Raw genomic sequence first — 22,900 nt, 5'->3', positions numbered from 1 at the left:
GAACTGGTCGGGTGCGCGCCCCTCCTGGTTCCCCGCGTCGCGCACATCCGAGAAGAGGAGAGGCATGGCTTCACCAGCCGTCACCCGCACGGTCCGGCCGCTCGAAGGACTGCACCTCGACGCCTCGGGGCCGCCCGGGCCGACCGGCCCGGCCCTTGAGCACCTCAGGCTCCTCGGCGCGGTCACCCGGGCCGGAGCCGGAACGGGGGCGGGAGCGGAGCCGGACCGCCCCGGCGAGGGCCGTACGCCGGCCCGCATCTCCCTGTCCGGCGCCGGCTTCGACCGGCAGGACGCGACCGTCCGCTGGTCGGCGCATCCCGCGAGCGGCATGACCGACGAGGCCACCGTCCAGGCGGCCACCGGCATCATGGCCGTGCACGGGCGTCGCGACGGGACGCCCCGGGGTCTGGCCGTGGACTACGCGGCCACCGCCACGGGCGTACTCGCCGTACAGGGGATGCTCGCCGGGCTGCTCGCCCAGGCCCGCGGAGGCCGGGCGGTCGAGGTGACCACGGGCGCGGACCGGGCCGGGCTGCTGGCGGTGTCCCAGTATCTCGCCGCGGCCGGGGCCGACGAGGGCGAAGCCGCCGAACTCGCCCCGGGAGGACCCCCGTTCACCTCCTCCGACGGAGTCCTCTTCGAGCTGGAGACCCTCGACCCGGGCGCCTGGGCCGCGTTCTGGCAGGCCCTGGAGGCCCCCTTCGGCGCCGTGCGCGCCGGGTGGCGGCCGTTCCAGTTCCGGTACGCCACCGCCTGCGCCCCCTTTCCGCCGGCCCTGCACACCACGGCCCGTACGCACACCTGGCGGCGGATCGAGGCTGCGGCAGCCGCCTGCGGCGCCGAGGTCTGCCGCCTGCGGACCCTGGCCGAACGCGCCGCCGAACACGACGGCGCCGCGCCCTGGTCCCTCAGCCCGTACGGATTCGGCCACCCCACGGCCCCCCACCGCGACCCCGGGGCTCCCGCGCCCTCCCGGCCGCTGGCCGGGCTGACCGTGCTCGAAGCGGGCCGCCGGATCCAGGCCCCCCTCGCCGCCCACCTGCTGGGCCTCCTCGGCGCCGACGTCGTGCGCATCGAGCCCCCGGGCGGCGACCCGCTGCGCGGGATGCCGCCCGCCTGCTCCGGGATCTCCGCCCGCTGGCTCGCGCTCAACCGCGGCAAGCGAGCCGTCGAGCTGGACATCAAGTCGGTCGCCGACCGGCGCCGCCTGCGCCAGATGGCCTCCGGGGCCGACGTCTTCCTGCACAACTGGGCCCCCGGCAAGGCGGCCGCACTGGGACTCGACTCAGCCCATCTGGCCGCCGTGAACCCCGCACTCGTCTACGCGTACACGGGCGGCTGGGCGGACCGGATCCCCGGCGCCCCGATGGGCACGGACTTCATGGTCCAGGCCCGCACCGGCGTCGGCGAGGCCGCCCGGCCGCAGGACGAGCCGCCCGCACCCTCCCTGATGACCCTGCTCGACGTACTGGGCGGACTCCTGGGCGCCGAGGCCGTACTGGCGGGGCTGCTCCTGCGGGAGCGCAGCGGCGGAGCGGGCGTCCGCGTCGACTCCTCGCTGCTCGGCGCCGCCGACGCCCTCACCGCCCCCGCCCTGCGCCGGGCGCTGCGCGGGCAGGACCCGCGCCGGCCGGCCGGCTTCCGCCGCCCCTTGCGCACCGCGGACGGATGGATCGCCCCCACCGACACCTGCGCGCCCGCGACCGCCGCGTACGACCTGCGCGAACTGCCCACCGCGGAGGCCCTGGCACAGCTGCGCGCCCACGGCCTCTCAGCGACCGGAGTCACCATGGATCCGGCCGACCTGCACCACGACCCGCGCTTCCCCGGCTCGATCAGCCGCGACGCGCACGGTGCCCCCGCCGTTCCCGACCCCTGGAGCTTCCTGTGACCGTCGCTCTGCACGACCTGCTGCCCGCCGGACTCCGCCGCGGGTGGGCGGTCGACGGGACCTGTCCCGACCTCGACCTGTACAGCCTGTTCCGGGCCCGGCAGATCGCCGACCCGCACGCCACCGCCGTCATCGACGCCAAGGGCAAGCTCTGCTACACCGCGCTGGACCGCAAGGTGCGCTGTCTGGCCGCCGGCCTCGCCGGCCTCGGCATACGGCCCGGCGAGGTGGTCGGCGTCCAGCTCCCCGACGGCCGCGGCGCGGTCATCGCCGATCTGGCCCTTGCCGCCCTCGGCGCGGTGGCGCTGCCCTTCCCCGTCGGCCGGGGGAGTCTGGAGGCCGAAGCCCTGCTGCGCACGGCGGAGGCCGTCGCGGTCATCGCGGCAGCGGAACACCGCGGCAGTCACCCCGCCGCCGCACTGCGGGTCCTGGGCCCGGCCCTGCCGGGGCTGCGCCACGTCATCGCCGCGGGGCGGGTCGGCAGCACGCCTGAAGGAACGATTCCGCTCACCGGACTGCTGCGCTCCGACCCGGCCGCGTTCGTGCCCGCCCGGCCCGACCCCGACAGCGCCGCCCGCATCCTCGTCTCCTCCGGCTCGGAGGCGGAGCCGAAGATGGTCGCGTACTCGCACAACGCGCTGGCCGGGGGCCGGGGCAACTTCCTCGCCTCGCTCATGCCCGACGGGACCCCGCCGCGCAGCCTGTTCCTCGTACCGCTCGGGTCGGCGTTCGGGTCCAACGGCACCGCCGTCACGCTCGCCCGGCACGGCGGAACGCTGATCCTGCTCGACCACTTCACCCCGGAGGCCGCCCTCGCCGCCGTGCGCGAGCACCGGCCGACGCACGTCCTGGGCGTCCCCACGATGGTCCGCATGATGCTGGACCGGCTGGAAGGCCCCGGCCCCGACACGGACGGACTGCCCGCGCCCACCGCCCTGGTCCTCGGCGGCTCGGCCCTGGACGAGACCACGGCCGAGGAGGCCGCCCGCGCCTTCGGCTGCCCGGTCGTCAACCTCTACGGCTCGGCCGACGGGGTCAACTGCCACACCGGCCTGGGCGAGGAAACCCGCGGGGCCGACGCCGCGGGAGTGGTGGCGGGCCGCCCCGACCCGCGCGTCGCGGACATCCGCATCGCCGACCCCGACACGCACGAGCGGCTCCCGGACGGGGAGATCGGCGAGATCATCGCCCGCGGCCCCATGACCCCGATGTGCTACGTCGCCTCCCCGGAGCTGGACGCCCGCTACCGCACCCCCGAGGGCTGGGTCCGTACCGGAGACCTCGGCCTGATCGACGAGGACGGGATCCTGCACCTCGTCGGCCGCCTCAAGGACATCGTCATCCGCGGCGGGGCCAACATCAGCCCCGCCGAGGTCGAGCGGGAGCTCGCCCCGCACCCCCGGGTACGGGACGTGGTGTGCGTGGGCATCCCGGACCGGCTGATGGGCGAGCGCCTGGCGGCCTGCGTCGTACCGCGCGGCCCCGAGGCCCCGACGCTCGCCTCGCTGGGCGAGCACCTCACCCGCCGAGGGCTGGAGCGGCGCAAGCACCCCGAGCGCCTGCTGGTGCTCGCGGAACTCCCGCTCACGCCGGCCGGCAAGCCCGACCGCGCCGCCCTGCGCGAGCGCCTCACGCGGACCGCGCCCTCCGCCCCCGGGCAGGCCCCCGCCGCTCCGCTCGCCCACGCGGGCTGACGGAAACCGGGCGGCGGATACGCGCGCCGCGACGAACCCGGCGCGTGGGCCGAGATCCGGCGCGGCACGCTCCCGCGCGGCCTCGCCGCGGCCGCGCGCCCCGGCCTCACCCCGGCGCCGTCTGCACGGGCACCGGGCTGCTGTCCGCCGCCGGACTGACCGGGAACCGCCCCTGCACCGCCCACCACAGGGCGCGCCCCCACCCCGTGCGCCGCGGGTCAGGAACCGCCCATGGCCTTCTTCAGCTCGACCGCCGCATTGCGGTACACCGGCAGCAAGTCGAGGTCAGCCCCAGGGTAGTTGACGATCTCGATCTGCCGGGCACCCGAGTCGGGCAGGACCGTCCCGGTCGACATGTGGGCGTTGTCCAGGACCAAGGCGGGCTTCTTCCGCGAGAGTTCGGCGAGCTGCGCCGGGGTGACCGCCTCCGGGCCGTACGTGCCGACCGGCGCGGCCCCGGCCAGCTTCGCGGACCAGGCGGTGAACACCTGGCTGACGACGGCCGGGCTCTTCCCGCCCGGCCAGGAGCCCTGGACCTCCTTCGAGAGCTTCGCGTACTCGGTGTCGAACGACGCCGTCCACCGCGCGGCGGCTTCCTCGGTGCCGAACAGCTTGCCCAGCTTGGCCACTTCGGCCCTGACCTTGTCGGCGTCGTTGTCGAGGTCCACCTCGATCAGTTCGGCCTTCGAGCCGGCCGCCTCCTTGATCTTCGCCGCGTACGGCTCGAAGGGCGCGTAGAGCACGAAGTCGGCCTTGCCCACGGCCGCGAGGTCGGAGGGCTTGGGGTCGTAGTCGGGGGCGTGGTGCACCGACTGCGGCACGATCACCTTCACCTCCTCGGCGCCGGCGGCCTTCGCGAAGGCGCCCTCCCAGGTGGTGGTGACCACGACGACCGGTTTCCCGCCGCGGGGGCCGGTCGCGTCGTCCTTCGAAGCGGTGTCGCCGTTGCCGCCGCCGTCTCCGCAGCCGCTGACGAGGGCCGTCAGTGCCGCGCTCAGTGCGAGGAGGGAAGCGAATCGGACGCGGGTGCGCGCCATGTGCTGATGCTCCGTTCGGGGATGAGATGGACCGCGAGGACGAGCGCCCCCGCGGTGAGGACGAGGACGGGACCCGGCGGCCAGTCCAGCCGCAGGGCGACGAGGAACCCGGTCAGGTTCACGGCCACCCCGATGCCGACCGCCCACAGGGTGATCGACCGCAGCGAGGTGCCCAGGCGGCGGGCCGCGAGCGCCGGAAGCAGGGTGAGGGCGTCGACGAGCAGCGCCCCGGTGAGCTTGATCGCCCCGGCGACCGCGACCGCGACCAGGACCAGCAGTACGGCGGTCAGCGCCCGCACCGGGACCCCCGAACACTGCGCCAGCTCCCGGTCGTACAGCAGCAGGGCCACATCGCGCCGCCGCCACCGGAACAGCCCCGGCACCAGGGCCGCCAGCGCGCCGAGCACCACGAGATCGGCGGTGCCCACGGACAGGATCGAGCCCCACAACAGGGCGAACGCACCGGAGGCGTTGACCCCCGACACGGCCAGGACGAGCAGCGCGGCCGCGATGGCCAGGCTCATCAGCAGGCCCATCGCCCCGGACAGCCCGTCCGGGGTGCGGGCGAGCGGGGCCACTCCCGCCCCGGCCAGGGCGCAGGCGACGAGCGCACACAGCATCGGGTCGAGCCCGGTCAGCAGCCCGACCGCGATGCCCAGCAGCGCGACGTGCATCATCGCGAAGCGCACCGGCATGATGTCGAGTCCGACGATGACCACGCCGATCACCGGCAGGCCGATCGCCGCCAGCAGCAGGGCGAAGCCCGCCCGCTGTACGGGGAGCAGCCGCAGCAGTTCACCGAGGTCGGCGCCGGCAAGGACGCCGGCGAGGATCACTCGACCTCCCGCAGCCGGCCCGCGGCCATCTCCAGCACGCGGTCACAGCGCTGCGCGAGCGCCCGGTCGTGCGTCACCACGACGAGGGTCACCGGCAGTGCCGCCAGTACGTCCGCCGCCTCCTCCTGGCCGCTGAAGTCCAGCGCGGCGGTCGGCTCGTCGGCCAGCAGTACCTCGGCCCCCGCGGCCACCGCCCCGATCGCCCGGGCCAGGTACATCCGCTGCAACTGCCCACCGGACAGCGTGTGCAGCGGCCGGCCGAGCAGCGCGCCGACACCCAGCTTCCGTGCCGCTTCGGCGGCCTCGGCCGGTGCGCCGCCGCTGGCCAGCAGTTCGTCCCCGAGGAGCGGGAACCGGCCGGCCGCCGGCTTCTGCGGGATCCAGGCGCAGCAGCGCCGCCGCCAGGCCCATTCGGCGGCCGAGCCGGTGCCGCGGCCGCCGACCGTGATACTGCCGGACACCTGGCGGTGCAGCCCGAGGACCGCCCGCAGCAGCGTGGTCTTGCCCGAGCCGTTGGTCCCGGTCAGCGCGACGCGCTCGCCCGCCGCGATCTCCAGGTCCACGTCGGCGACCGCCTCGACGCGTCCGTGGCGGCAGGCGACCCCCCGCATGCGTACGTCCAGCCCGCCCATCCGTCGCCCTCCCGTCGTCCGGTGCCGGGTGGCTCCCCGCACGCGGAGGTGGTCGGACGGAGGAGCGTGCCGGTTCCGGCGGAGACGGACCGAGTTCGGTTCACGGTGAGGTGGCCGGGCCCGGACCGGGGCCGGGCCCGGGGCCCCGGCCCGGGCGGGCGCCGCATCCGGGGTGTCCGGATGTGACAGAGAGCCGTCATTGCGGACACCTGCCCGTCCGGCCAGGATGGACGCATGTCCACGCCCCACCGCGTAGTGATCGCGGTCTTCCCCGAAGTCGACCTGCTCGACGTCACCGGCCCCGCCGAGGTCTTCGCCCTCGCGAGCCGGGAGGCCGGGCGGCGGCTGTACGACGTACGCCTGGCGGGCCCGGACGGGGGCCAGGTCACCACCTCGGCCGGCGTCCGGCTGGTCACCGACCTCGCCTTCGACGAGGTCGGCGCCGCGGTGGACACCCTGGTGGTGCCCGGCGCCGTCGAGCCGACGGAGGACGGCCCGGTCGCGCGGGTCGACGAGGCGGTGGTGCGGTGGGTCGCCGCCACCGCCCCGTACGCCGGGCGCGTGGCCTCCGTGTGCGTCGGCGCCCACCTGCTGGCGGCGGCCGGCCTGCTGGACGGGCGACGGGCCACCACCCACTGGTCCACGGCCCGCCAGCTGGCGGCCGAACACCCGCGGGTGGAGGTCGACCCGGACCCGATCTTCGTCCGGTCGGGCCGGGTGTGGACCGGGGCCGGGATCAGCGCCTGCATGGACCTGACGCTGGCCCTGGTGGCCGAGGACCACGGCGAGGAACTGGCCCTCGCGGTCGCCCGGCAGCTGGTCATGTACCTCAAGCGGCAGGGCGGGCAGAGCCAGTTCAGCGTGCCGCTCAGCCGCCCGGCGGCCTCCCGCCGGGACATCGACGCCCTGCGGGTCCACATCGCCGAACACCTCGGCGCGGACCTGTCGGCGGCCGCGCTCGCGCAGCGGATGAGCCTGAGCGAGCGGCATTTCGCCCGTACGTTCCGCAAGGAGCTGGGCACCAGCCCCGCCGCCTACGTGGAGGCCGTACGGGTGGAAGCCGCCCGACGGCTGCTGGAGACCACCGACCAGCCGCTCGAACAGGTCGCCGCGGCGGCAGGCCTGGGCTCGGTGGAGACCCTGCACCGTGCCTTCCGCAAGCAGATCGCCACGACCCCGGCCGCGTACCGCCGCCGCTTCCGCACCGCCCACTGACCGTCTCGGCCGGCGACCGTCCCGGCCCACCGACCGTCTCGACTCACCGACCGCCCGGCGCGACAGCGCGCCGGCGCGCGGCTTCGCCGTGCCCGTTTCCCACAGAAGGACGATCCGCCATGTCTGCATCCACCGCATCCACCGCATCCACCGCATCCACCCCCTCCACCACCCTGCGCGACGTGATCGGCCTGCCGGGAACGCTGCCCCGCCTGGCCGACTCCGTCCTGATCATGGTCGACTTCCAGAACACCTACCGCTCCGGCGTGATGGCCCTGGAGGGTGCCGAGGAGGCCCTGGCGGCGGGCGCCCGGCTGCTGGCCGCGGCCCGGGACGCCGGCGCGCCGGTCGTCCACGTCGTCAACGACGGCGGCGAGGGGACCCCGTACGACATCCGGGCCGAGATCGGTGCCATCAGCGCCGAGGTCGCACCGCACGAGGGGGAGCCGGTCGTGGTCAAGCAGGTCCCGAACGCCTTCCACGCCACCGAGCTGGAGAAGACCCTCCAGCAGCTGGGCGCCGGCCCGGACCTGGTGATCGCCGGCTTCATGACCCACATGTGCGTCACGTTCACCGCCCAGGGCGCCTTCAACCTGGGCTACCGCCCGACGGTGGTCGCCGAGGCCACCGCGACGCGCACGCTCACGGCGCCCGACGGCACCCTGATCCCCGCCGCCGCCCTCCAGGCGGCGAGCCTCACGACGATCGCCGACCTCTTCGCCCCGGTGGCCCCCACCGTCGACTCCCTCCCGGCCTGAGGCCCCGGAACGCGGAAGGGCCCCGGACCGAAACGGTCCGGGGCCCTGCCTTGGCGGCGCTGCTCAGTCACGCTTGCTGACGTCGCCGGAGACTACGCATTCCATGCAGACACCGACCTGCTCGCCCTGCGGAACGAGAAGTACATCGAATTCTGCCCTCTTCGGGGTGACGAAGCCGATGTCGGTCTCATACCGCTTGTTCGGGTCGAGCTCGAGCTTGAACTGCTTCATCGCGTCTGCTGTGAAAGGCGGTTCGGTGGGCGAGATCGGCGTGCCGTCGACCTTGGTTTGGCCTGAGCCCGGCCAGTAGATCGGACGCTCGAGATCCACTTGCACCCTGTGAACGGAGGGGCCGCGAGAGCGGAAAGGACGACCGCAGCCCACGCCGGCCTGAGGCGCAAACCGGCGGTGCACCCCGTCCTGTTCCGCTTCTGCATGAACTGCCTTTCCCTCGGATGGTTGGGCTCGGGTACGGGATCATGAGGCCATCTCATTTGGGCTTGATGGGTAGGTTGTCGGTCATGGTGGGGATTGTTGAGCGGCTGGTGCCTGAAGCGCCGTCACGGCCTCAGGGAGGTGGGCGGCGCAGGCACGGTGATCGGGAGGTGCTTGCCGCGATCGTGTTCGTGGCCACGTCGGGTTGCACCTGGCAGCAGCTGCCTGCAACGTCCTTCGGCCCTTCGGGAGCAACAGCTCACCGACGCTTCTCGGAGTGGAGCAAGGCCCGGGTGTGGGCCAGACTCCACCGCCTGGTCCTCGACGAGCTCGGCGCTCGCGGTGAGCTCGACTGGTCCCGCTGCGCGATCGACTCGGTGAACATGCGGGCCCTGAAAAGGGGGACCTGACGGGTCCGAATCCTGTCGACCGGGGCAAGTTCGGGTCGAAGATCCACTTGATCGCCGAGTGTGCGGCATCAAGCACCGCATAGCCCGCGAAGGAATCGAACCGTCGAACCGGCTCGGCCGACACCGATGGGTCGTGGAACGGACCGTGTCCTGGCTCGCGGCTGCCGCCGCTTACACCGCCGCTACGAACGCGAGGCTGAGCACTTTCTCGCGTTCGCAGGCATCGCCGCAGCCCTCATCTGCTAGCGCAGACTCACCAGATGAGATGGCTTCTAAGGAGGTTGGGTTGGGAGCCGGAAGTGAAGCGGACGTGCTGCTCGCCGCCGATCTGGAAGGCGGCAGGGTCGTTGAACGTGTTGCCGGACTCTTCGGCGGGGCCGGCGTCCGCGGGGCCGGGCTGTGGGCGGGCCTGGGCCAGGAGTTCGCTGAGCTCCGCCACCGACTGGTCGCGCTCTACCCGGTCCAGGTCCTCCAGCAGGGTTTTGACCCGGCTCTGCCGGACGGCCTCCTGCCGCACCCGGAGCCGCTCCACCTCGTCCTGGCCGGCCGTCGTCAGTTCGGACGCACTGCGGTCCAGCCGCTCCAGCTCACGGCTCTCCCGCACCGCGTCCCTACGCCCGAACCACTCGGCGACCCGGCCCCGAAAACCGTTCCACACGTCAGTCCCCGCCGCCTGTTCCACTGCGGATCCGCCCGCCGCCGCTGCCGCCAATGCCAACTCGTCCAGCATGCCGGCCCCTCCAACTCCCGTGCCCCTGCGGGCATTACGACCCCAGCGCGCGAAGGGCGCCCGCTGAGGGAACTCGCACCTGGTCGGTGCCCGGCAAGGTCGACGCCCTCGATGGCGTCAGCCGCTCCGGTACGGAGCGGCCCAGCGCCGCGTGGGACTACCTCGCCTCGGTAGTCCCCTGAGCCGGTCCCCGCCCCGTCTCCCGGCCCTTTCCGCCGCGTTGGGTCGTCCCGCTTGCTTTGTGGGCTCACCCCGGCCTAATATCGTCATCGTGACGATAACCGCCCAGTGGCCCCCTCCCCGCAGGCATTGACTCCAGGGGCTTCGAGTCCCTCCACGGACTCGAAGCGCACAAGTACGTGGCCCGCGGTCCCGCCGCCCACCTCGATGCGCTGCCCGCGGCCGTTCCGGGCGGTGGGGCCCACGACCACGTTGAGATCGACGACGGCCTCAGCACGGAGAAGTGATCATGTTCGAAATGCCGGTAAATCCCTTTGAGCTCTCCGAAGAAACGCTGAGCCGAATATCTGCCGATGACTCATGGACCCCGATCGAGTTGGAGATCCCAAAGACCAACGCCAAGGTGATTCGCCATTTCCTCACTCCGGCCGAAGTGGAGGCATTCGCGACCGAACTGGCCGCCCAGCGATTTGCCCCGGTGGGCCGAGACGGCATTGCCGCCAACTACGCCGAGGGAGATCCGGTCGCTCATTTCCGCGCCACGGCCGAATCCACATTCCTGGCGGCTGAATTCTACCGCAGGCTGCGGACGCTTCTATCGCTTGAAGTGGGATCGGGCGATCCGACGGATTCGGACGGAAGGCCCTGGAGGCCGACGGCCGTCAATCCGCGTATGCGCTTCATCACGTACGAACACGGCGGATTCATTGTCCCGCACTACGATTCACCCTATTTCGCTCCCGACGGAAGGCGCACTCTCCTGACGGTCGTCGTCTACCTGTCGTATGAGGCCGTGGGCGGAGAAACGCGGTTCATCGCCGATAAGCAGAACGATCTCCCCTTTGCGCAACGTGACTTCTCTGACTGGCCGCGGCTCGCGAAGCCTGAGGAAATATTGAGTGCCCACCACCCCGAACCGGGCGATGCGCTCCTCTTCTGGCATCGGACACTTCACGACTCGGCCCCGCTTCTTGAGGGTACGAAAACAATACTCAGAACCGACGTGCTCTACGAGCCCGTAGATGTGCCTTGAGTAGCGGCAAGGCCACCGTCGCGTTGTCCTCACCCCGGAGACCGACGTCCGGCACGCCGTGATCGCCCAGCTCCGGACCGGGCGGCATCGGGCCCTGCCCGCGTCCGGGCATCGAATCCACTCGCACCGAACGGCAGGGAGAGCAGCATGACCAACGGGGAGATCCGCACCGACTGGGGGGAGACGGTGTCTCAGGACGGCCTGCACCTGATGCAGACGCGCTTGGAGGTGAGAGTTCCTACGTCTGAGGGTCGCAAGTTCATCACCTGCGGTCTGGTCCGGAAGACGTACGTGGTGAAGGACGGTATTGCCCGTCGGGTTTCGTCCTACGCACTCGGCCGCGACCTGGGCAGCCCGGACAACTACGACTTCGAGATCGTTTCCGCGACGGGGGGCCCTCCGATCCGGAGGTTCTTCAACTGTGACGGCGTGCCGGCCGAGATACCCGAGGGCGCTGTGTTCGACGCGCATGTGGGGCTTGACGATGGCGAGTACATCGTCCGGATCGCGGCGGGAATGACGACCAGCTGGGACAGCGGGACGGGACAGAGCATCGAGCTCCCTGTCCCGCGCCACGAGCTCGCATTCGTCGTGGTGGGATCCGCACCGCAGGAGGTGCGCGCGAGTACCGGCGGCCCGTGGGCGGCGCGGCCCTCCGTGGAGATCCCCGTGGTCGATTGGCGGGATCAGCCCACGGCGGAGGCGGCATGGGAGGCCTACCTGAACGGGAACAGAATCAGTCTGGACGCCTACGGGATCTTCTCCCCGAAGCATCTGATGAGGAATCAACGGGATACCGCTCTGGAGATTCTCCGGAGCGAGGGCTACTCCATACCGCGAACCCCGGAACCCGCCGAGACGCCGGGGACCTGGCTGGGCCACTGGGGTGGAGCATGGATGCCGGCCGATGTGCTCGCGGCCCTTCGCACGGTGCCGGACGACACCGCGCAACGTGCGTGGTATCAGGGAGCGAAGGAATCCCTGGACATCGCATGGGATATGCACGTCCTGTGGACCACCGACGTGTTCTGACCGGGCCCGCGCTCCGTCCATGACCACCGTGGCGAGCCATCGGAAGTCATCCTGCACCGAGGTGCCGAGTACCGGCCGCGGCCCGGTCCGCCTCCGGCCTGACTGCCGGTCGCGGCCCGGGCGAGGATGTACGGCAGCACCACAAGGTGCGCCCGCGAGGTTGCGCCAGCGCCGCATCCGCCACCGCATCGCCCGCAGGGGAATCGAGTCCTCGAAGCGGCTCGGACGCCACCGCTGGACCATAGAACGACCATGGTCTGGCTCGCCGGCTACCGCGTGCTCGACATGCGTCATCGGCGCACCGTCCCCACGACCAGAACCGCCCTCGTGGCCACGACCGCCGTGGCCGCGGCGTTCCTGTCGGCGGGCGCCCGGCCTCCGGTGTCAGTGGATGACGCTGAAGCTGCGCCAGGGGAGGCTGACCGGGGCCGTGACGTTCGAGAGCGTGGTGGCGACGTAGATGCCGTCGTTCCCCAAGGGCGTGCTGCAGTCCGCCGTCCGGTACAGCACGACGTCGACGAGGGTGTTGTTCTCCACGTGGGTGGCGCCCTTCGGGAGGGCGATCTTCTGGCATCCGTTCACCGAGGTGTTCGAGTAGCTCAGCTCCACCGGCGAGTCGTGGCCGCGGAACGTCAGCATGCCGACGGTGCTCCGGCCCAGGCCCGAGCAGGCGGTGGCGGTCAGCAGCAGTGCTGCGGCCGCGGTGATGACGCCGATACGCCGGCTGTGGGACATGGCGCGGTCCTCGTCTGTGCGGTGGTGACTGCCTTGCCCACAGCCTGCCCCGGCCCGGCGCGGGCGGCATCCGGTGCTCGGCCGGGCGGATGAACGCGGCGCCGCCGGGAAAGGACCCGGCCATGACCACCGACCTTCGCATCGGCGTCCTCGGATACGGGCTGCGCGGCAGCATCGCGCGTACGGCACACCGGCCCGGCCGCGGCGCGGGCGTCACCGCCGTCGCGGATCCCGACCCGCGGGCCCGGGCGGACGCCGCCGCGGTCTTTCCCGGCGCGTACGTCACCCCCGATCCGGCAGCCGTGATCGAGGACCCGGACGTCGACGCCGTCCTCGTCCTGACCCCCGACCACACCCACGCCGACCTGGCCTGCCGTACGCTCCTGGCCCACAAGCCCGTCTTCGTCGAGAAGCCCCTCGCCATCACCGTCGACCGCTGCGACGACATCCTGCGCACCGCCCACGCGAGCGGCACCCGTCTGTACGTCGGGCACAACATGCGGCACATGCCCGTCGTACGGATGATGCGCGAGCTGATCGCGGCCGGTGCGGTCGGCCGGGTCCGGACGGTCTGGGTACGGCACTTCGTCGGCTACGGCGGCGACTGGTACTTCAAGGACTGGCACGCCGAGCGCCGCCACACCACCGGCCTGCTGCTCCAGAAGGCCGCGCACGACATCGACGTGCTGCACTGGCTGGCCGGCTCCTACACCGACGAAGTCCAGGCGATGGGCGACCTCATGGTCTACGGGGACAATCCGCACCGGCGCGCCCCCGGCGAGCCCAAGGGCGACGACTGGTACACGCAGGACGGCCACTGGCCGCCGCACACACAGCGCGGCCTGAACCCGGTCATCGACGTCGAGGACGTCTCGCTGCTCAACCTCCGCCTCGCGGGCGGAGTGCTGGCCGCCTATCAGCAGTGCCACTTCACCCCCGACTACTGGCGCAACTACACCGTCATCGGCGACGCCGGCCGCCTGGAGAACTTCGGAGACGGCCCGGGCGCCGAGGTCCGGGTCTGGAACGCGAGGCGCTCCGGATACCGGGCCGTGCCGGACGCCTCGTACACCGTCCCCGACGGGGAGGGCGCGGGCGGGCACGGCGGCGCCGACCCGCTGCTGATCGACGAATTCCTGCGCTTCGTACGCCACGGGGGCGCGACGGACACCTCGCCGGTCGCCGCCCGGATGGCGGTCGCGGTGGGCTGCATGGCGACGGAGTCCCTGCGCGACGGCGGAACGCCCCGAAGGGTGCCGCCGCTCGATCCTGCCCTGGCGGCCTACTTCGACCAGGGCCAGGACACGTCCGGCACCGGCCGCTGAACCGGAACCGAACCGTCCGATCCCGTGCCCGACCGCCACGCCGGTCCCGGCATTTGCCCAAGAGTTCCCCAAGCGCGGGCCCGCCTCCGCCTCCCCGGTCCCGCGGGGCCTAGCTTGGGCCCGCATGAGCGTCCTTGCCGAGCAGCACCGGGCCGACGGGACTCCCGGGCGGCGTCGCCTGGTACGGGGCGCCCTCACCGTGGGGCTGGGCGCCGCGCTGGCGGCCGCCGGCGGCCCCACCGGCGGCGGCTCCCGCACCGGCCTGCACGGTCCGCGGCCCGGTACGCCCGAGGCGGCGCTGCGCGCGCTGTCGGCCGGCAACGTCCGCTGGCGGACCTACCACGAGCGGCATCCCGACGCCACGCGGACCGTACGGCAGGCACTGGTCGGGGGACAGCACCCGTTCGCCGTCATCCTGGGCTGCGTCGACTCCCGCGTCCCGCCCGAGCTGGTCTTCGACCAGGGGCTCGGCGATCTGATGACCGTACGGTCGGCCGGTGAGGTGCTGGACGACGCCGTGCTCGGCAGCATCGCGTTCGGGGTCGTGGAGCTGGCCATCCCGCTGGTGGTGGTCCTCGGGCACCAGTCCTGCGGGGCCGTGACCGCGGCCGTCCGCGCCGCCGAGGGGCTGGAGCAGCTGCCCGGGCACCTGCGCTACCTGGCGGAGCAGATCCGGCCGGCCGTCGACCGCTCACTGAGCAGGGAGGCGCGCGTCGACGCGGCGGTCACCCAGAACGTCCGCCTCGTCCGCTCCCGCCTCGCGTCGGAGCCCGATCTCGCCGCCCGGATCGCGGCCGGGAAGCTGGCCGTCGTCGGAGCACGGTACGAACTCACCAGCCAGCGGGTGCACCGGATCCGCTGAACGGATCTCCAGGTCCACATGTGCGGAGCTCTTGTTTGTTCTGCCAGGCACCTGCGAATCAAATTTGCGTGAGTGACCTTGCAGATGCGCTATGGGGGGCCGCCGCCCGGGCGGTAACGCTCCGACTCCTGCTCACGAGGCGAGGTATCGGGCGATGACCTTGTTCAGCGTCCACCAGTGGAGCGACGCCGAGGCGGGCCGCGCGAGACGCGCCGGGTGGCCCGCGGCCCGGCGGTCGTCCCGAGATGCTGCGCCGCACCGACCGGGCCGGGTGGAGCCGTCACTGGATCCTGGAGATCCACCTGGTCGACGAACCGCGCGGCTTCGGCGGTTTCCACGAGCAGCTCCTGGACCTGGCCCGGGGCGGCGCCGGACCGGAGGGCCGGGCCCACGTCACGCCGGGCCGGTCTCCTCAGGATCCGGCAGCGGCTGCTCCGACCAGATGACCTTGCCATCCGGCGTGTAGCGCGCTCCCCAGCGGCGGCTGAGCTGGGCCACCAGGAAGAGGCCGCGGCCTCCCTCGTCCTCCGTCTTGGCGTAGTGCAGTCGCGGGGAGCTGCTGCTGCCGTCGAAGACCTCGCAGGTCAGCACCCGGTCGTACAGGAGCCGTACGCGGACCGGCGCGGCGCCGTGCCGGATCGCGTTCGTGATCAGCTCGCTCAGCACCAGCTCCGTCCCGAAGGTGAGCTCCGCAAGCCCCCACTCCTCCAGCTTCGCCATGGCGACGGCCCGCATGGCCCCGACCGCGCTCGGCTCGAACGGGACCTCCCACTCGGCGATCCGGTCCGCCGGCAGCGCCGACGTCCGCGCGACCAGCAGGGCCACGTCGTCGCGGGGGCGCACCGGAAGCAGCTCCGCCAGGACCTCCCGGCAGGTCTCCTCGGGGCTGCGGTCCGCGTGCGCCAGGGCCGAGCGGAGCAGGACGAGCCCCTCGTCGATGTCGCGGGCCCGGTCCTCGATCAGCCCGTCGGTGTACAGCACCAGCTGGGTGCCCTCGCTCAGCTGCAGCTCCGCCGATTCGAAGGGGAAGCCGCCGAGGCCCAGCGGCGCGCCCGCCGGCAGCTCAGGGATCTCCACGGTGCCGTCCGGGCGCACCACCGCCGGCGGCATGTGGCCGGCCCGTGCCACCGTGCAGCGCTGGGTGACCGCGTCGTACACGGCGTACAGGCAGGTGGCGCCGATCAGGCCGCCCTCGGCGCCGTCGCCGCCCGCCATGCCCTGGTCGATGTACTGGACGAGGTCGTCGAGGCGGGCGAGGAGCTCGTCGGGCGGCAGGTCCAGCGAGGAGAAGTTCAGTACGGCCGTCCGCAGCCGCCCCATGGACGCGGCGGCGTGCAGACCGTGCCCGACGACGTCGCCGACGACGAGGGCGACCCGGGCGCCCGGCAGCGGGATCACGTCGAACCAGTCGCCGCCCACCCCCGACTGCGCGGGCAGGTAGAAGTGCGCCACCTCCACCGCGCTCAGCTCGGGCAGATCGCGCGGCAGCAGGCTGCGCTGGAGGGCCACGGCCAGGGCGTGCTCGCGCGTGTACCGGCGCGCGTTGTCGATGCTGACCCCGGCGCGGGCGACCAGCTCCTCCGCCACCGTCAGGTCCTCCTCGTCGAAGGGCTCCTTTTCCGAGCGCCAGAAGTTGACCACGCCGAGCGCGACGCCGCGGGCCTTGAGCGGGGCCGTGATCAGGGAGTGGACGCCGTAGTCGACGATGGCCTTGGCCCGCGGCGGGTCCTGGGCGTGCCAGCCCGGGGCGTCGGTCAGGTCGGTCACGAGCTCGGCGCGGCCGGTGCTGAGCCCGCGGGCCTGCGGGGTGGAGGGCAGGAAGTCGATCAGCCGGCCGCGCGGGTAGAGCGGGACGTCGTCCCGGATCCCGCTGATACCGGTGCGCCGCAGGTCGGACTTGACGGCGGTGGGTTCGTCGCCGCGGAGAACCGGTTCCGCCAGGTCGACGGTGACGAAGTCCGCGAAGCGGGGGACGGCCACGTCGGCGAGCTCCTGGGCCGTCTGCTGCACGTCCAGGGTGGTGCCGACGCCGACGCCCGCGTCGTACAGCAGCCGGAGCCGTTTGCGGGCGGCCTCGGCGCGGGTGCTGAGTACCTGCATCTCGGTCGAGTCCCGGATGGTGACGGCCGTGCCCTCGGGCCTGCCGCGGGGGCGGGTCGCACGCTGGTTGACGACGAGCAGCCGGTCCCCGGCCTCGTGCACCTCGTCCGTGGTCTCGCGGCCGGATAGCAGGAGGTCGGCCATCTGCGGGTCGAGCCCCGACAGCTCCCGGATGTGCTGCCCCTCCGCGTCGGGCGGGAGCCTGAGCAGACGTTTCGCCTCGTCGTTGGCGAGGAGGAGCCGGCCGCCGCCGTCGGTGATCAGCACCCCCTCGCGCACGGAGTGCAGCACCGCGTCGTGGTGCTCGTACATGCGGGTCATCTCGAGGGGGCCGAGCCCGCGGGTCTGGCGGCGCAGGCGCCGGCTGATCAGCGCCGCGCCGGCGGTGGCGAGGGCGATCCCGACCGCGCTGGTGCCGAGGATGAGGGGCAGCTGCCGCTGGAACACGCCGGTGACGTTCTTCACCGTGAGGCCGGCCGAGACCAGTGCGACGACCTTGCCGCCGTCCTTGTAGGGGTCGGCGAATACGGGGACCACGGCCTGGATCTCCTGGCCCAGGGGTCCCTTCACGCTCTCGGTGTACACCTGGCCGGCCAGTGAGGGCGCGATGGTGCCCACGAACTGTTTGCCGATGCGGTCGGGGAGCGGATGGGTGTAGCGGACCCCCTGGTCGTTCATCACGACGATGAAGTCCACCCCGGCGTCCTTGCGCGTCACCTCGGTGAGCGGTTGGAGGATCGCGGAGGGGTCGGGGGTCAGGAGGGCCTGGCGCAGCCCGAGCGAATGGGCGAAGGTCTGCGCGACCGCCACCGAGCGGGTCCGGGCCTCCCGGTCCACGTCGTGCCGGGACTGGAGTACGAGGGCCAGCACCGCTCCGGCGGCGAGCAGCACCACGATCGCCACCTGAAGGACGAATACCTGTCGGGCGACGCTGCGCGGGCGCTTTTGGCTCAGTGACCGCACCGACGTCCCCGGCACGGGTTGCAAGGATGGGTCACGAACCATTTGTAGCACTGTCGGTGGCCCGCGGCCGGGAGAGCCGCCACGACCGCGCCCGGGCGCGCCGTCAGCCGGTCCGGCCCTCGCGCCAGGTGGCGAGGACGGCATCGACGTCGAATGCGGAGAGACGCAGGGGCGGGCCCGGCGGTGGCCGGCGCAGCGCGGCGCGGATCTTCTCGTTGATCTCGGTGAGTACGGCGCGGGCCTCGCGCTCCGACCGGGCGGCGCGGACCGCCTCCAGGGCGTCCTCGGCCTCCTTGCGCAGGGCGAGCGCGGGCGGCAGGGCGGCGAACCCCTCGCGGTGCATCTTCCCCCTGATCCACCACAGCTCGTCGTACGGGGCGTCGATCGAGGCCAGGGGTTTGCCGTAGCCCGGGAGGCGCTCGAACTCGCCGCGCTCGGCGGCCTCCCTGATCTGCCGGTCCACCCATGACTCGAAGCTGACGCCCGGTGGCTTGCGGTCGGTCACGACTGCTCCCCTCGTCCGTGCGCCCAGCCTATCGCCGCGGTGGCGGGCCTCCGGAGGCGGATGCCGCGGATGCCCCCGGATTTATCTTGACGTCAAGATTGATTTCCGGCAGGCTACCGCAAGGTATCTCGATATCGAGATACTTTCGACGGGGGAAGCGGAGGGTCCGAATGAGCTGGCGGCGCGGGGTGGGGAAGCGGAAGGACCGCGGGGAACGGGGGCTCCGCGAGGGTGGGACCGGGCTGCTGGCACAGTTGCGCCGTCCGCCCGGCGGCCGGGACGCCAAGATCATGCTCTTCGCCCAGCTGCTCGACCGCACCGGGACGGGCGTGTGGGGCGCGTCCTGCGTCCTGTTCTTCACCTTCGTGGCCGGGCTGGACGGGCGGCAGGTGGGCCTGCTGCTGGGCGCCGCCGGAGTCGCGGGCATCGCCGGCTCGCCGCTGGCGGGCCACCTGGCCGCCCGCTTCCCCGCCCGTACGCTGCTGATCGGCTGCCACCTGCTGCGCCTCGCCACGATCTGTGCGCTGCTCGTCTTCACCCGCTTCGAGGTCCTGCTGCTCGTGGTCGCGGTCACCTCGCTCGGCGACCGGGCGGCCAAGATGCTGGAGATGCTCTTCGCCACCCGGGCGGCGGGCGAGCGGCGCGGCACGTACCAGGCGCTGTCGCGCAGCGTCGCGAACGCCGGGTACGCCCTCGGCGCGGGCCTCGCCGCCATCGGCCTCGCCGTGGGCACCCGCGAGGCGTACCAGGTCCTGATCCTGGGCAACGCGCTGTCGTTCGTGCTGGCCGCGGCACTGGTGTGGCGGACCCGGGAGCAGCGGCACGGGCGCGTCGAGGCGGCCGCCGAGGCCGCTGACGCGCCCGGCGAGGGGCGGCCGGACGCGAACCCCTGGCGGGACCGCGGCTACCTCCGGTTCGTCCTCCTGGACATCCCGCTGTGCCTGGACGACTCGATCCTGGGGGTCGCGCTGCCGCTGTGGCTGATCGAGCACACCGACGCCCCGCACGCCCTGGTCCCGGCCTTCCTCATCATCAACACCGTGCTCGTCGTGGTCCTGCAGATGACCGTGTCCGCGCGGGTCCGGCGGCCGCGCGAGGCCGCCGGAGCGGCCCGGCTGTACGGGCTGACCCTGCTCGGCTGCTGCGTGCTGCTGGCCCTCACCCCCGAAGACGGGGCCTGGGCCGCATCGATCGCGCTGCTGGCCGCCGCCGTGCTGGTCACGGCCGCAGAGCTGCTGCGCTCGGTGAGCTCCTGGGAGCTGGCCGTCTCCCTCGCGCCCCGGGACGCGAGGGCCTCGTACCTGGGGGTGGCGGGCATGTCCCAGTCCATCCAGAAGTCGGCCGGGCCGATGCTGCTGACGGGTGTGGTGATGGCGGCCGGGCCGGCGGGCTGGCTGGCGCTGGGGGCGGCCGTCGCGGGGGTCGCCGTGGTCCAGCGGCGGACCGGACTGAGGCGGTTGGAGGCCATGGAGGCCGCGGAGGCAGTGGAGGCCGCGGCGGTGTCGGGCGCGGCGCCGGCAGCGTCCCGCACCGCCGCGAAGGGAAGCGATCCCGCGCCGGTGTCCTGACCCCCCGCTTCCCTCATCGGTCGTCACGCCGGATCGTATGCGTGCCGGCCACGGCACCTCTCGTGTTCGGAACTGATGCTCAGAAGCATGAGCGTCGGCGGGCGAGGGCGAGGCCGGCCGTCGCCGTGACCGCCATCGCGGCGACGCCGACCAGCGCCGCGGTCGTGTAGGCGTCGTCGTTCGGGAAGAGGCGGCCCGTGGGGGTACCGGCGGCCAGGACCAGGCCGCCGATGGCGCTGCCCAGGGAGTACCCGACGCTGCGGACGACGTAGTTGAAGCTCATGGCGCTCGACGTCTCGCTCGTGGGGGTGACGGCCAGGATGACGCCGGGCATGGCGGCCGAGAAGCTGCCGACGCCGAAGCCCAGTACCCCCATGGCCACGAGCAGTTCGGCCAGGTTGGACCGGGCGGCGGCGAACAGGACGAACCCGCCGCCGACGATGGCGGCGCTGCCGGCCAGGAGCAGGGGGCCGTCGATCCGTTCGCGGACCCGCGGCGTGAGCTTGCCGGCGACGAACCCCAGCACGGAGAACGGGATGAGGACCAGCCCCGCCGCGAAGGTGGTCAGTCCGAAGCCGTAGCCGGCGCTGTGCGGCGTCTGCGCGTAGCGGGTGATCAGCGTGAGCAGGAGGTACATGCCGCTCCCGCCGACGAACATGGCGATGTTCGCCCCGGCGACCGCCGGGTGCCGTACCGCCCGGACGTCGACCAGGGGCGTCTTGGTCCGCAGTTCGGAAACGGTCCAGACGCAGAGCAGGAGTACGGCGGCGACGGCAAGGGTCACCGCCACGGCGAGGTGTCGGCTCCACAGGCTCCTCTCGCCGGCCAGGAACAGGACGAGGAGCAGTCCACCCGCCAGGACGAGCGCACCGGCCACGTTCACGTGAGCGGAGCGGCCTTCGGGAGCTGCGGGCATGGAGCGCCACGCGGTCACGAAGGCGATGGCGGTGACGAGCAGGCCGAGGCCGTAGGCGGCCCGCAGTCCGCCGAACTCGGCGAGCAGCGCGGCCAACGGGTAGCCGACGCCGGCTCCGATGATGGAGACCACTGAGACCAGGGCGATCGTGGCCGCGCTGCGCTCCTCGGGAAGATGGTCGCGGGCCACGCCCATCATCAGCGCCGTGAGACCGAGTCCGACGCCTTGGGCCGCTCTGCCCACGAGCAGCCAGGCGAACGGCACCGGAAGCACGGTGAGCGCGCTGCCGGCGACGACGATCGCCAGCGTGGCGAGGACCGTGGCCCGCCGGTGCGGACCGGCTCCGAGCCGGCCGAGGACGGGTGTGGCGACGGCGCCGCTGAGCAGGGCGATGGTCAGCGTCCACTGCGCGCTGTCGAGGGAGACGTGGAACGTGGTCGCCACGCTGGTGATGAGCGGCGTCCCGAGGCTGGCGACCGCCGCCACGACCAGGGCGATGAACATCAGGGCGGGAACCAGCAGCCGTGCCTCGGAACGTATCGGGGCAGCACTCATGGGCTGGTCATGAGCCTGGGCCGCGGTCACCGGTCCGACTCCTCTCGGGCGTGGCTTTCGAGCTCCGCCAGATGCAGCAGCGCCGGAAGGGCTGCTGTCAAGGCCTCGACCTCGTCACCGGTGAGTTCGTCGATCAACCGCGCGTACGCGTCGACGCCCGCCTGGCGTCGCGTCCGGACGTACGACGCGCCGGCCTCGGTCAGGCACACCAGCGTGACCCGCTTGTCGGACGGATCGCCCTTCCGCTCGACCAGCCCGGATTCCTCCATCACCCGGACCAGGACGGTCATCGCGGGCTGGGTGACGCCCTCGGCCACCGCCAGATCGGTGATCCGCCGCGGGCCGGTCTTGTCCAGGGTGGCCAAGGTGGCGGCGGACGTCAGGCTCATGTCGCGGGGAAGGCGTCTCACGGCCCTGGTGGCCAGACCGTAGAGGGCTGACCCGATGGCATCGGAAGCGCCGTGCGCGGCGTCTCGGCGACTCATGCCTGAAGCATAACAGCTTTATATGAATCCTTTATGTATCTCCGTGATCGCGACCACCTGGACCCCGGGTCAACCAGCCCGACATGCCACCGGCCACGACACCTCGCAGTCGCGCGCGGCCTGCACCACCGTCCGTCCGCGGTCGGCGACCGCGTCCCCGGCCGAGGTGCGCAGCCGCGGCGTCAACCGTGACCGCGGTGGGATCGACGGAGCACCCGTCAAGACCCTGACAGCGGACCGTGCCCACCGGGCACGGTTGAGTTCGAAGACCCGCTTTCCCCGCTCGACCCTTCCCCGCCCAGATTCCCCACTCGACGGGACAAGTTCCCCTATCTCTCGGGAACGGCGGAAATCTAGCCTCGCTACTGCCTGTCCGCGACTGGGATCACTGCGTTCGAGGGGGAAGTGTGGCTGTTCGGGAGGTCGGTGTTCTGGCGATAGGTGCCGGTCCGGCGAATTTGGCGCTCGCAGTGGCCATCGAGGAGTCGGGTTCGGCCGAACTGGCGGACGGAACGCTCCTGTTGGAGCAGAGTCCGGACGTCAAGTGGCAGCGCGATCTGCTGATGCCGTGGGCGCGGAGCCAGGTGTCCTTCCTGAAGGACCTGGTGACGTTGCGGAATCCGTCGAGCAGGTTCACCTTCCTCAACTTCCTCCACGAACAGGGCCGGTTGGACGAGTTCATCAACCTGGGCACCTTCCACCCGTTCCGCTGGGAGTTCTCGGACTACCTCCAGTGGGTCGCGAAGTCCTTGGAGCGGGTGGAGATCCGCTACGGCGCGCGGGCGGCGCAGGTGGACCCGGTGTGCGGGGCGGACGGCTCGGTGTCCGGGTGGAGCGTGCTGCTGACGGACGGGGACGAGATCCGCTGCCGGGACCTCGTCGTCGGCGGTGGCCGCGACCCGCGCGTACCGGAGGTCTTCGCCGGCCTGCCGGCCGACCGGCTGATCCACAGCGCCCAGTACCGGACCCGGATCGCGGGGATCGCGCGCGACGAGCCGGTGCG

At 72.6% G+C, this 22,900-nt stretch carries 20 protein-coding genes and 3 pseudogenes; 13 read left to right on the top strand and 10 right to left on the bottom strand.

What is annotated here, in order from left to right; all coding sequences use genetic code 11:
* Positions 1 to 64: 64 nt before the first annotated feature.
* Together K7B10_RS06600 and K7B10_RS06595 are read left to right on the top strand one after the other, a co-directional pair.
* The gene (locus K7B10_RS06600) at positions 65 to 1,891 is read left to right on the top strand and encodes a CoA transferase (protein WP_229335004.1); all 1,827 of its coding nucleotides are present in this window, start codon (positions 65 to 67) and stop codon (positions 1,889 to 1,891) included.
* Positions 1,888 to 3,585: a class I adenylate-forming enzyme family protein gene (locus tag K7B10_RS06595; RefSeq protein WP_229335003.1), complete on the top strand. Its 1,698-nt coding sequence runs from the start codon at positions 1,888 to 1,890 to the stop codon at positions 3,583 to 3,585. Before K7B10_RS06600 ends, K7B10_RS06595 begins: the two co-directional genes overlap by 4 nt.
* A 218-nt stretch (positions 3,586 to 3,803) precedes the next feature.
* On the opposite strand, the gene K7B10_RS06585 is transcribed toward K7B10_RS06595, so the two are convergent.
* Genes K7B10_RS06585 through K7B10_RS06575 form a run of 3 tightly spaced genes read right to left on the bottom strand, consistent with a single transcriptional unit; the run spans position 3,804 to position 6,090 of the window.
* Positions 3,804 to 4,622, bottom strand: a complete 819-nt coding sequence (locus tag K7B10_RS06585) for a metal ABC transporter solute-binding protein, Zn/Mn family (protein ID WP_229335002.1) — start codon at positions 4,620 to 4,622, stop codon at positions 3,804 to 3,806.
* On the bottom strand, positions 4,580 to 5,458 hold the full coding sequence (locus K7B10_RS06580) for a metal ABC transporter permease (RefSeq protein WP_229335001.1): 879 nt from the start codon (positions 5,456 to 5,458) through the stop codon (positions 4,580 to 4,582). The genes K7B10_RS06585 and K7B10_RS06580 overlap by 43 nt, the downstream gene beginning before the upstream one ends.
* Positions 5,455 to 6,090 (bottom strand): metal ABC transporter ATP-binding protein, encoded by a 636-nt coding sequence (locus K7B10_RS06575; RefSeq protein ID WP_229335000.1) that lies wholly within the window; start codon positions 6,088 to 6,090, stop codon positions 5,455 to 5,457. The genes K7B10_RS06580 and K7B10_RS06575 overlap by 4 nt, the downstream gene beginning before the upstream one ends.
* A gap of 234 nt (positions 6,091 to 6,324) precedes the next feature.
* Between K7B10_RS06575 and K7B10_RS06570 the strand changes: the two genes are divergently transcribed.
* Positions 6,325 to 7,305, top strand: coding sequence for a GlxA family transcriptional regulator (locus K7B10_RS06570; protein WP_229334999.1), 981 nt, complete (start codon positions 6,325 to 6,327; stop codon positions 7,303 to 7,305).
* 119 nt (positions 7,306 to 7,424) lie between these two features.
* Positions 7,425 to 8,063, top strand: a complete 639-nt coding sequence (locus K7B10_RS06565; protein ID WP_229334998.1) for an isochorismatase family protein — start codon at positions 7,425 to 7,427, stop codon at positions 8,061 to 8,063.
* Between the two features lie 63 nt (positions 8,064 to 8,126).
* On the opposite strand, the gene K7B10_RS06560 is transcribed toward K7B10_RS06565, so the two are convergent.
* Positions 8,127 to 8,393, bottom strand: a complete 267-nt coding sequence (locus K7B10_RS06560) for a hypothetical protein (RefSeq protein ID WP_229334997.1) — start codon at positions 8,391 to 8,393, stop codon at positions 8,127 to 8,129.
* A gap of 173 nt (positions 8,394 to 8,566) precedes the next feature.
* Between K7B10_RS06560 and K7B10_RS06555 the strand changes: the two are divergent.
* Positions 8,567 to 9,154: pseudogene (locus tag K7B10_RS06555) on the top strand (transposase).
* Between the two features lie 7 nt (positions 9,155 to 9,161).
* Here K7B10_RS06555 and K7B10_RS06550 read toward each other — a convergent pair.
* On the bottom strand, positions 9,162 to 9,638 hold the full coding sequence (locus tag K7B10_RS06550) for a hypothetical protein (protein WP_229345775.1): 477 nt from the start codon (positions 9,636 to 9,638) through the stop codon (positions 9,162 to 9,164).
* 469 nt (positions 9,639 to 10,107) lie between these two features.
* Between K7B10_RS06550 and K7B10_RS06545 the strand changes: the two genes are divergently transcribed.
* The 3 genes and pseudogenes from K7B10_RS06545 to K7B10_RS06535 form a co-directional block, all read left to right on the top strand.
* Positions 10,108 to 10,851, top strand: coding sequence for a 2OG-Fe(II) oxygenase (locus tag K7B10_RS06545; RefSeq protein ID WP_229344802.1), 744 nt, complete (start codon positions 10,108 to 10,110; stop codon positions 10,849 to 10,851).
* A 147-nt stretch (positions 10,852 to 10,998) separates the two neighbouring features.
* On the top strand, positions 10,999 to 11,883 hold the full coding sequence (locus K7B10_RS06540) for a hypothetical protein (RefSeq protein ID WP_229334996.1): 885 nt from the start codon (positions 10,999 to 11,001) through the stop codon (positions 11,881 to 11,883).
* 160 nt (positions 11,884 to 12,043) lie between these two features.
* Positions 12,044 to 12,183, top strand: a pseudogene (locus K7B10_RS06535) (IS5/IS1182 family transposase); the annotation flags it as partial.
* Between the two features lie 84 nt (positions 12,184 to 12,267).
* Here K7B10_RS06535 and K7B10_RS06530 read toward each other — a convergent pair.
* Positions 12,268 to 12,618 carry a hypothetical protein gene (locus tag K7B10_RS06530; protein WP_229334995.1) on the bottom strand — a complete coding sequence of 117 codons (351 nt, stop codon included), beginning with the start codon at positions 12,616 to 12,618 and terminating at the stop codon, positions 12,268 to 12,270.
* A gap of 122 nt (positions 12,619 to 12,740) precedes the next feature.
* Here K7B10_RS06530 and K7B10_RS06525 point away from each other — a divergent pair, with 122 nt between their 5' ends.
* The 3 genes and pseudogenes from K7B10_RS06525 to K7B10_RS06515 form a co-directional block, all read left to right on the top strand.
* On the top strand, positions 12,741 to 13,943 hold the full coding sequence (locus K7B10_RS06525) for a Gfo/Idh/MocA family protein (protein ID WP_229334994.1): 1,203 nt from the start codon (positions 12,741 to 12,743) through the stop codon (positions 13,941 to 13,943).
* 124 nt (positions 13,944 to 14,067) lie between these two features.
* Positions 14,068 to 14,805, top strand: coding sequence for a carbonic anhydrase (locus K7B10_RS06520; protein WP_229334993.1), 738 nt, complete (start codon positions 14,068 to 14,070; stop codon positions 14,803 to 14,805).
* Between the two features lie 248 nt (positions 14,806 to 15,053).
* A pseudogene (locus K7B10_RS06515) lies at positions 15,054 to 15,161 on the top strand (M24 family metallopeptidase); the annotation flags it as partial.
* Between the two features lie 37 nt (positions 15,162 to 15,198).
* Here K7B10_RS06515 and K7B10_RS06510 read toward each other — a convergent pair.
* Together K7B10_RS06510 and K7B10_RS06505 are read right to left on the bottom strand one after the other, a co-directional pair.
* Entirely contained in the window at positions 15,199 to 17,910 is a 2,712-nt protein-coding gene (locus tag K7B10_RS06510) for a SpoIIE family protein phosphatase (protein WP_229334992.1), read from the bottom strand.
* Positions 17,911 to 17,971: 61 nt separating this feature from the next.
* Positions 17,972 to 18,373 carry a DnaJ family domain-containing protein gene (locus tag K7B10_RS06505; RefSeq protein WP_229334991.1) on the bottom strand — a complete coding sequence of 134 codons (402 nt, stop codon included), beginning with the start codon at positions 18,371 to 18,373 and terminating at the stop codon, positions 17,972 to 17,974.
* A gap of 170 nt (positions 18,374 to 18,543) precedes the next feature.
* Between K7B10_RS06505 and K7B10_RS06500 the strand changes: the two genes are divergently transcribed.
* Positions 18,544 to 19,941, top strand: a complete 1,398-nt coding sequence (locus tag K7B10_RS06500; RefSeq protein ID WP_229334990.1) for an MFS transporter — start codon at positions 18,544 to 18,546, stop codon at positions 19,939 to 19,941.
* A 79-nt stretch (positions 19,942 to 20,020) separates the two neighbouring features.
* Here K7B10_RS06500 and K7B10_RS06495 read toward each other — a convergent pair whose 3' ends face one another.
* Positions 20,021 to 21,412, bottom strand: coding sequence for an MFS transporter (locus tag K7B10_RS06495; RefSeq protein ID WP_229334989.1), 1,392 nt, complete (start codon positions 21,410 to 21,412; stop codon positions 20,021 to 20,023).
* Between the two features lie 26 nt (positions 21,413 to 21,438).
* Positions 21,439 to 21,897, bottom strand: coding sequence for a MarR family winged helix-turn-helix transcriptional regulator (locus tag K7B10_RS06490; protein WP_229334988.1), 459 nt, complete (start codon positions 21,895 to 21,897; stop codon positions 21,439 to 21,441).
* Between the two features lie 458 nt (positions 21,898 to 22,355).
* Between K7B10_RS06490 and K7B10_RS06485 the strand changes: the two genes are divergently transcribed.
* Positions 22,356 to 22,900 (top strand): SidA/IucD/PvdA family monooxygenase (locus K7B10_RS06485; protein WP_267501344.1); only part of this gene is annotated, 545 nt, incomplete at its 3' end.

Source organism: Streptomyces flavotricini (assembly GCF_020639365.1).
GTDB lineage: Bacteria > Actinomycetota > Actinomycetes > Streptomycetales > Streptomycetaceae > Streptomyces > Streptomyces flavotricini.
This window is presented reverse-complemented; position numbering and strand designations above follow the sequence as displayed.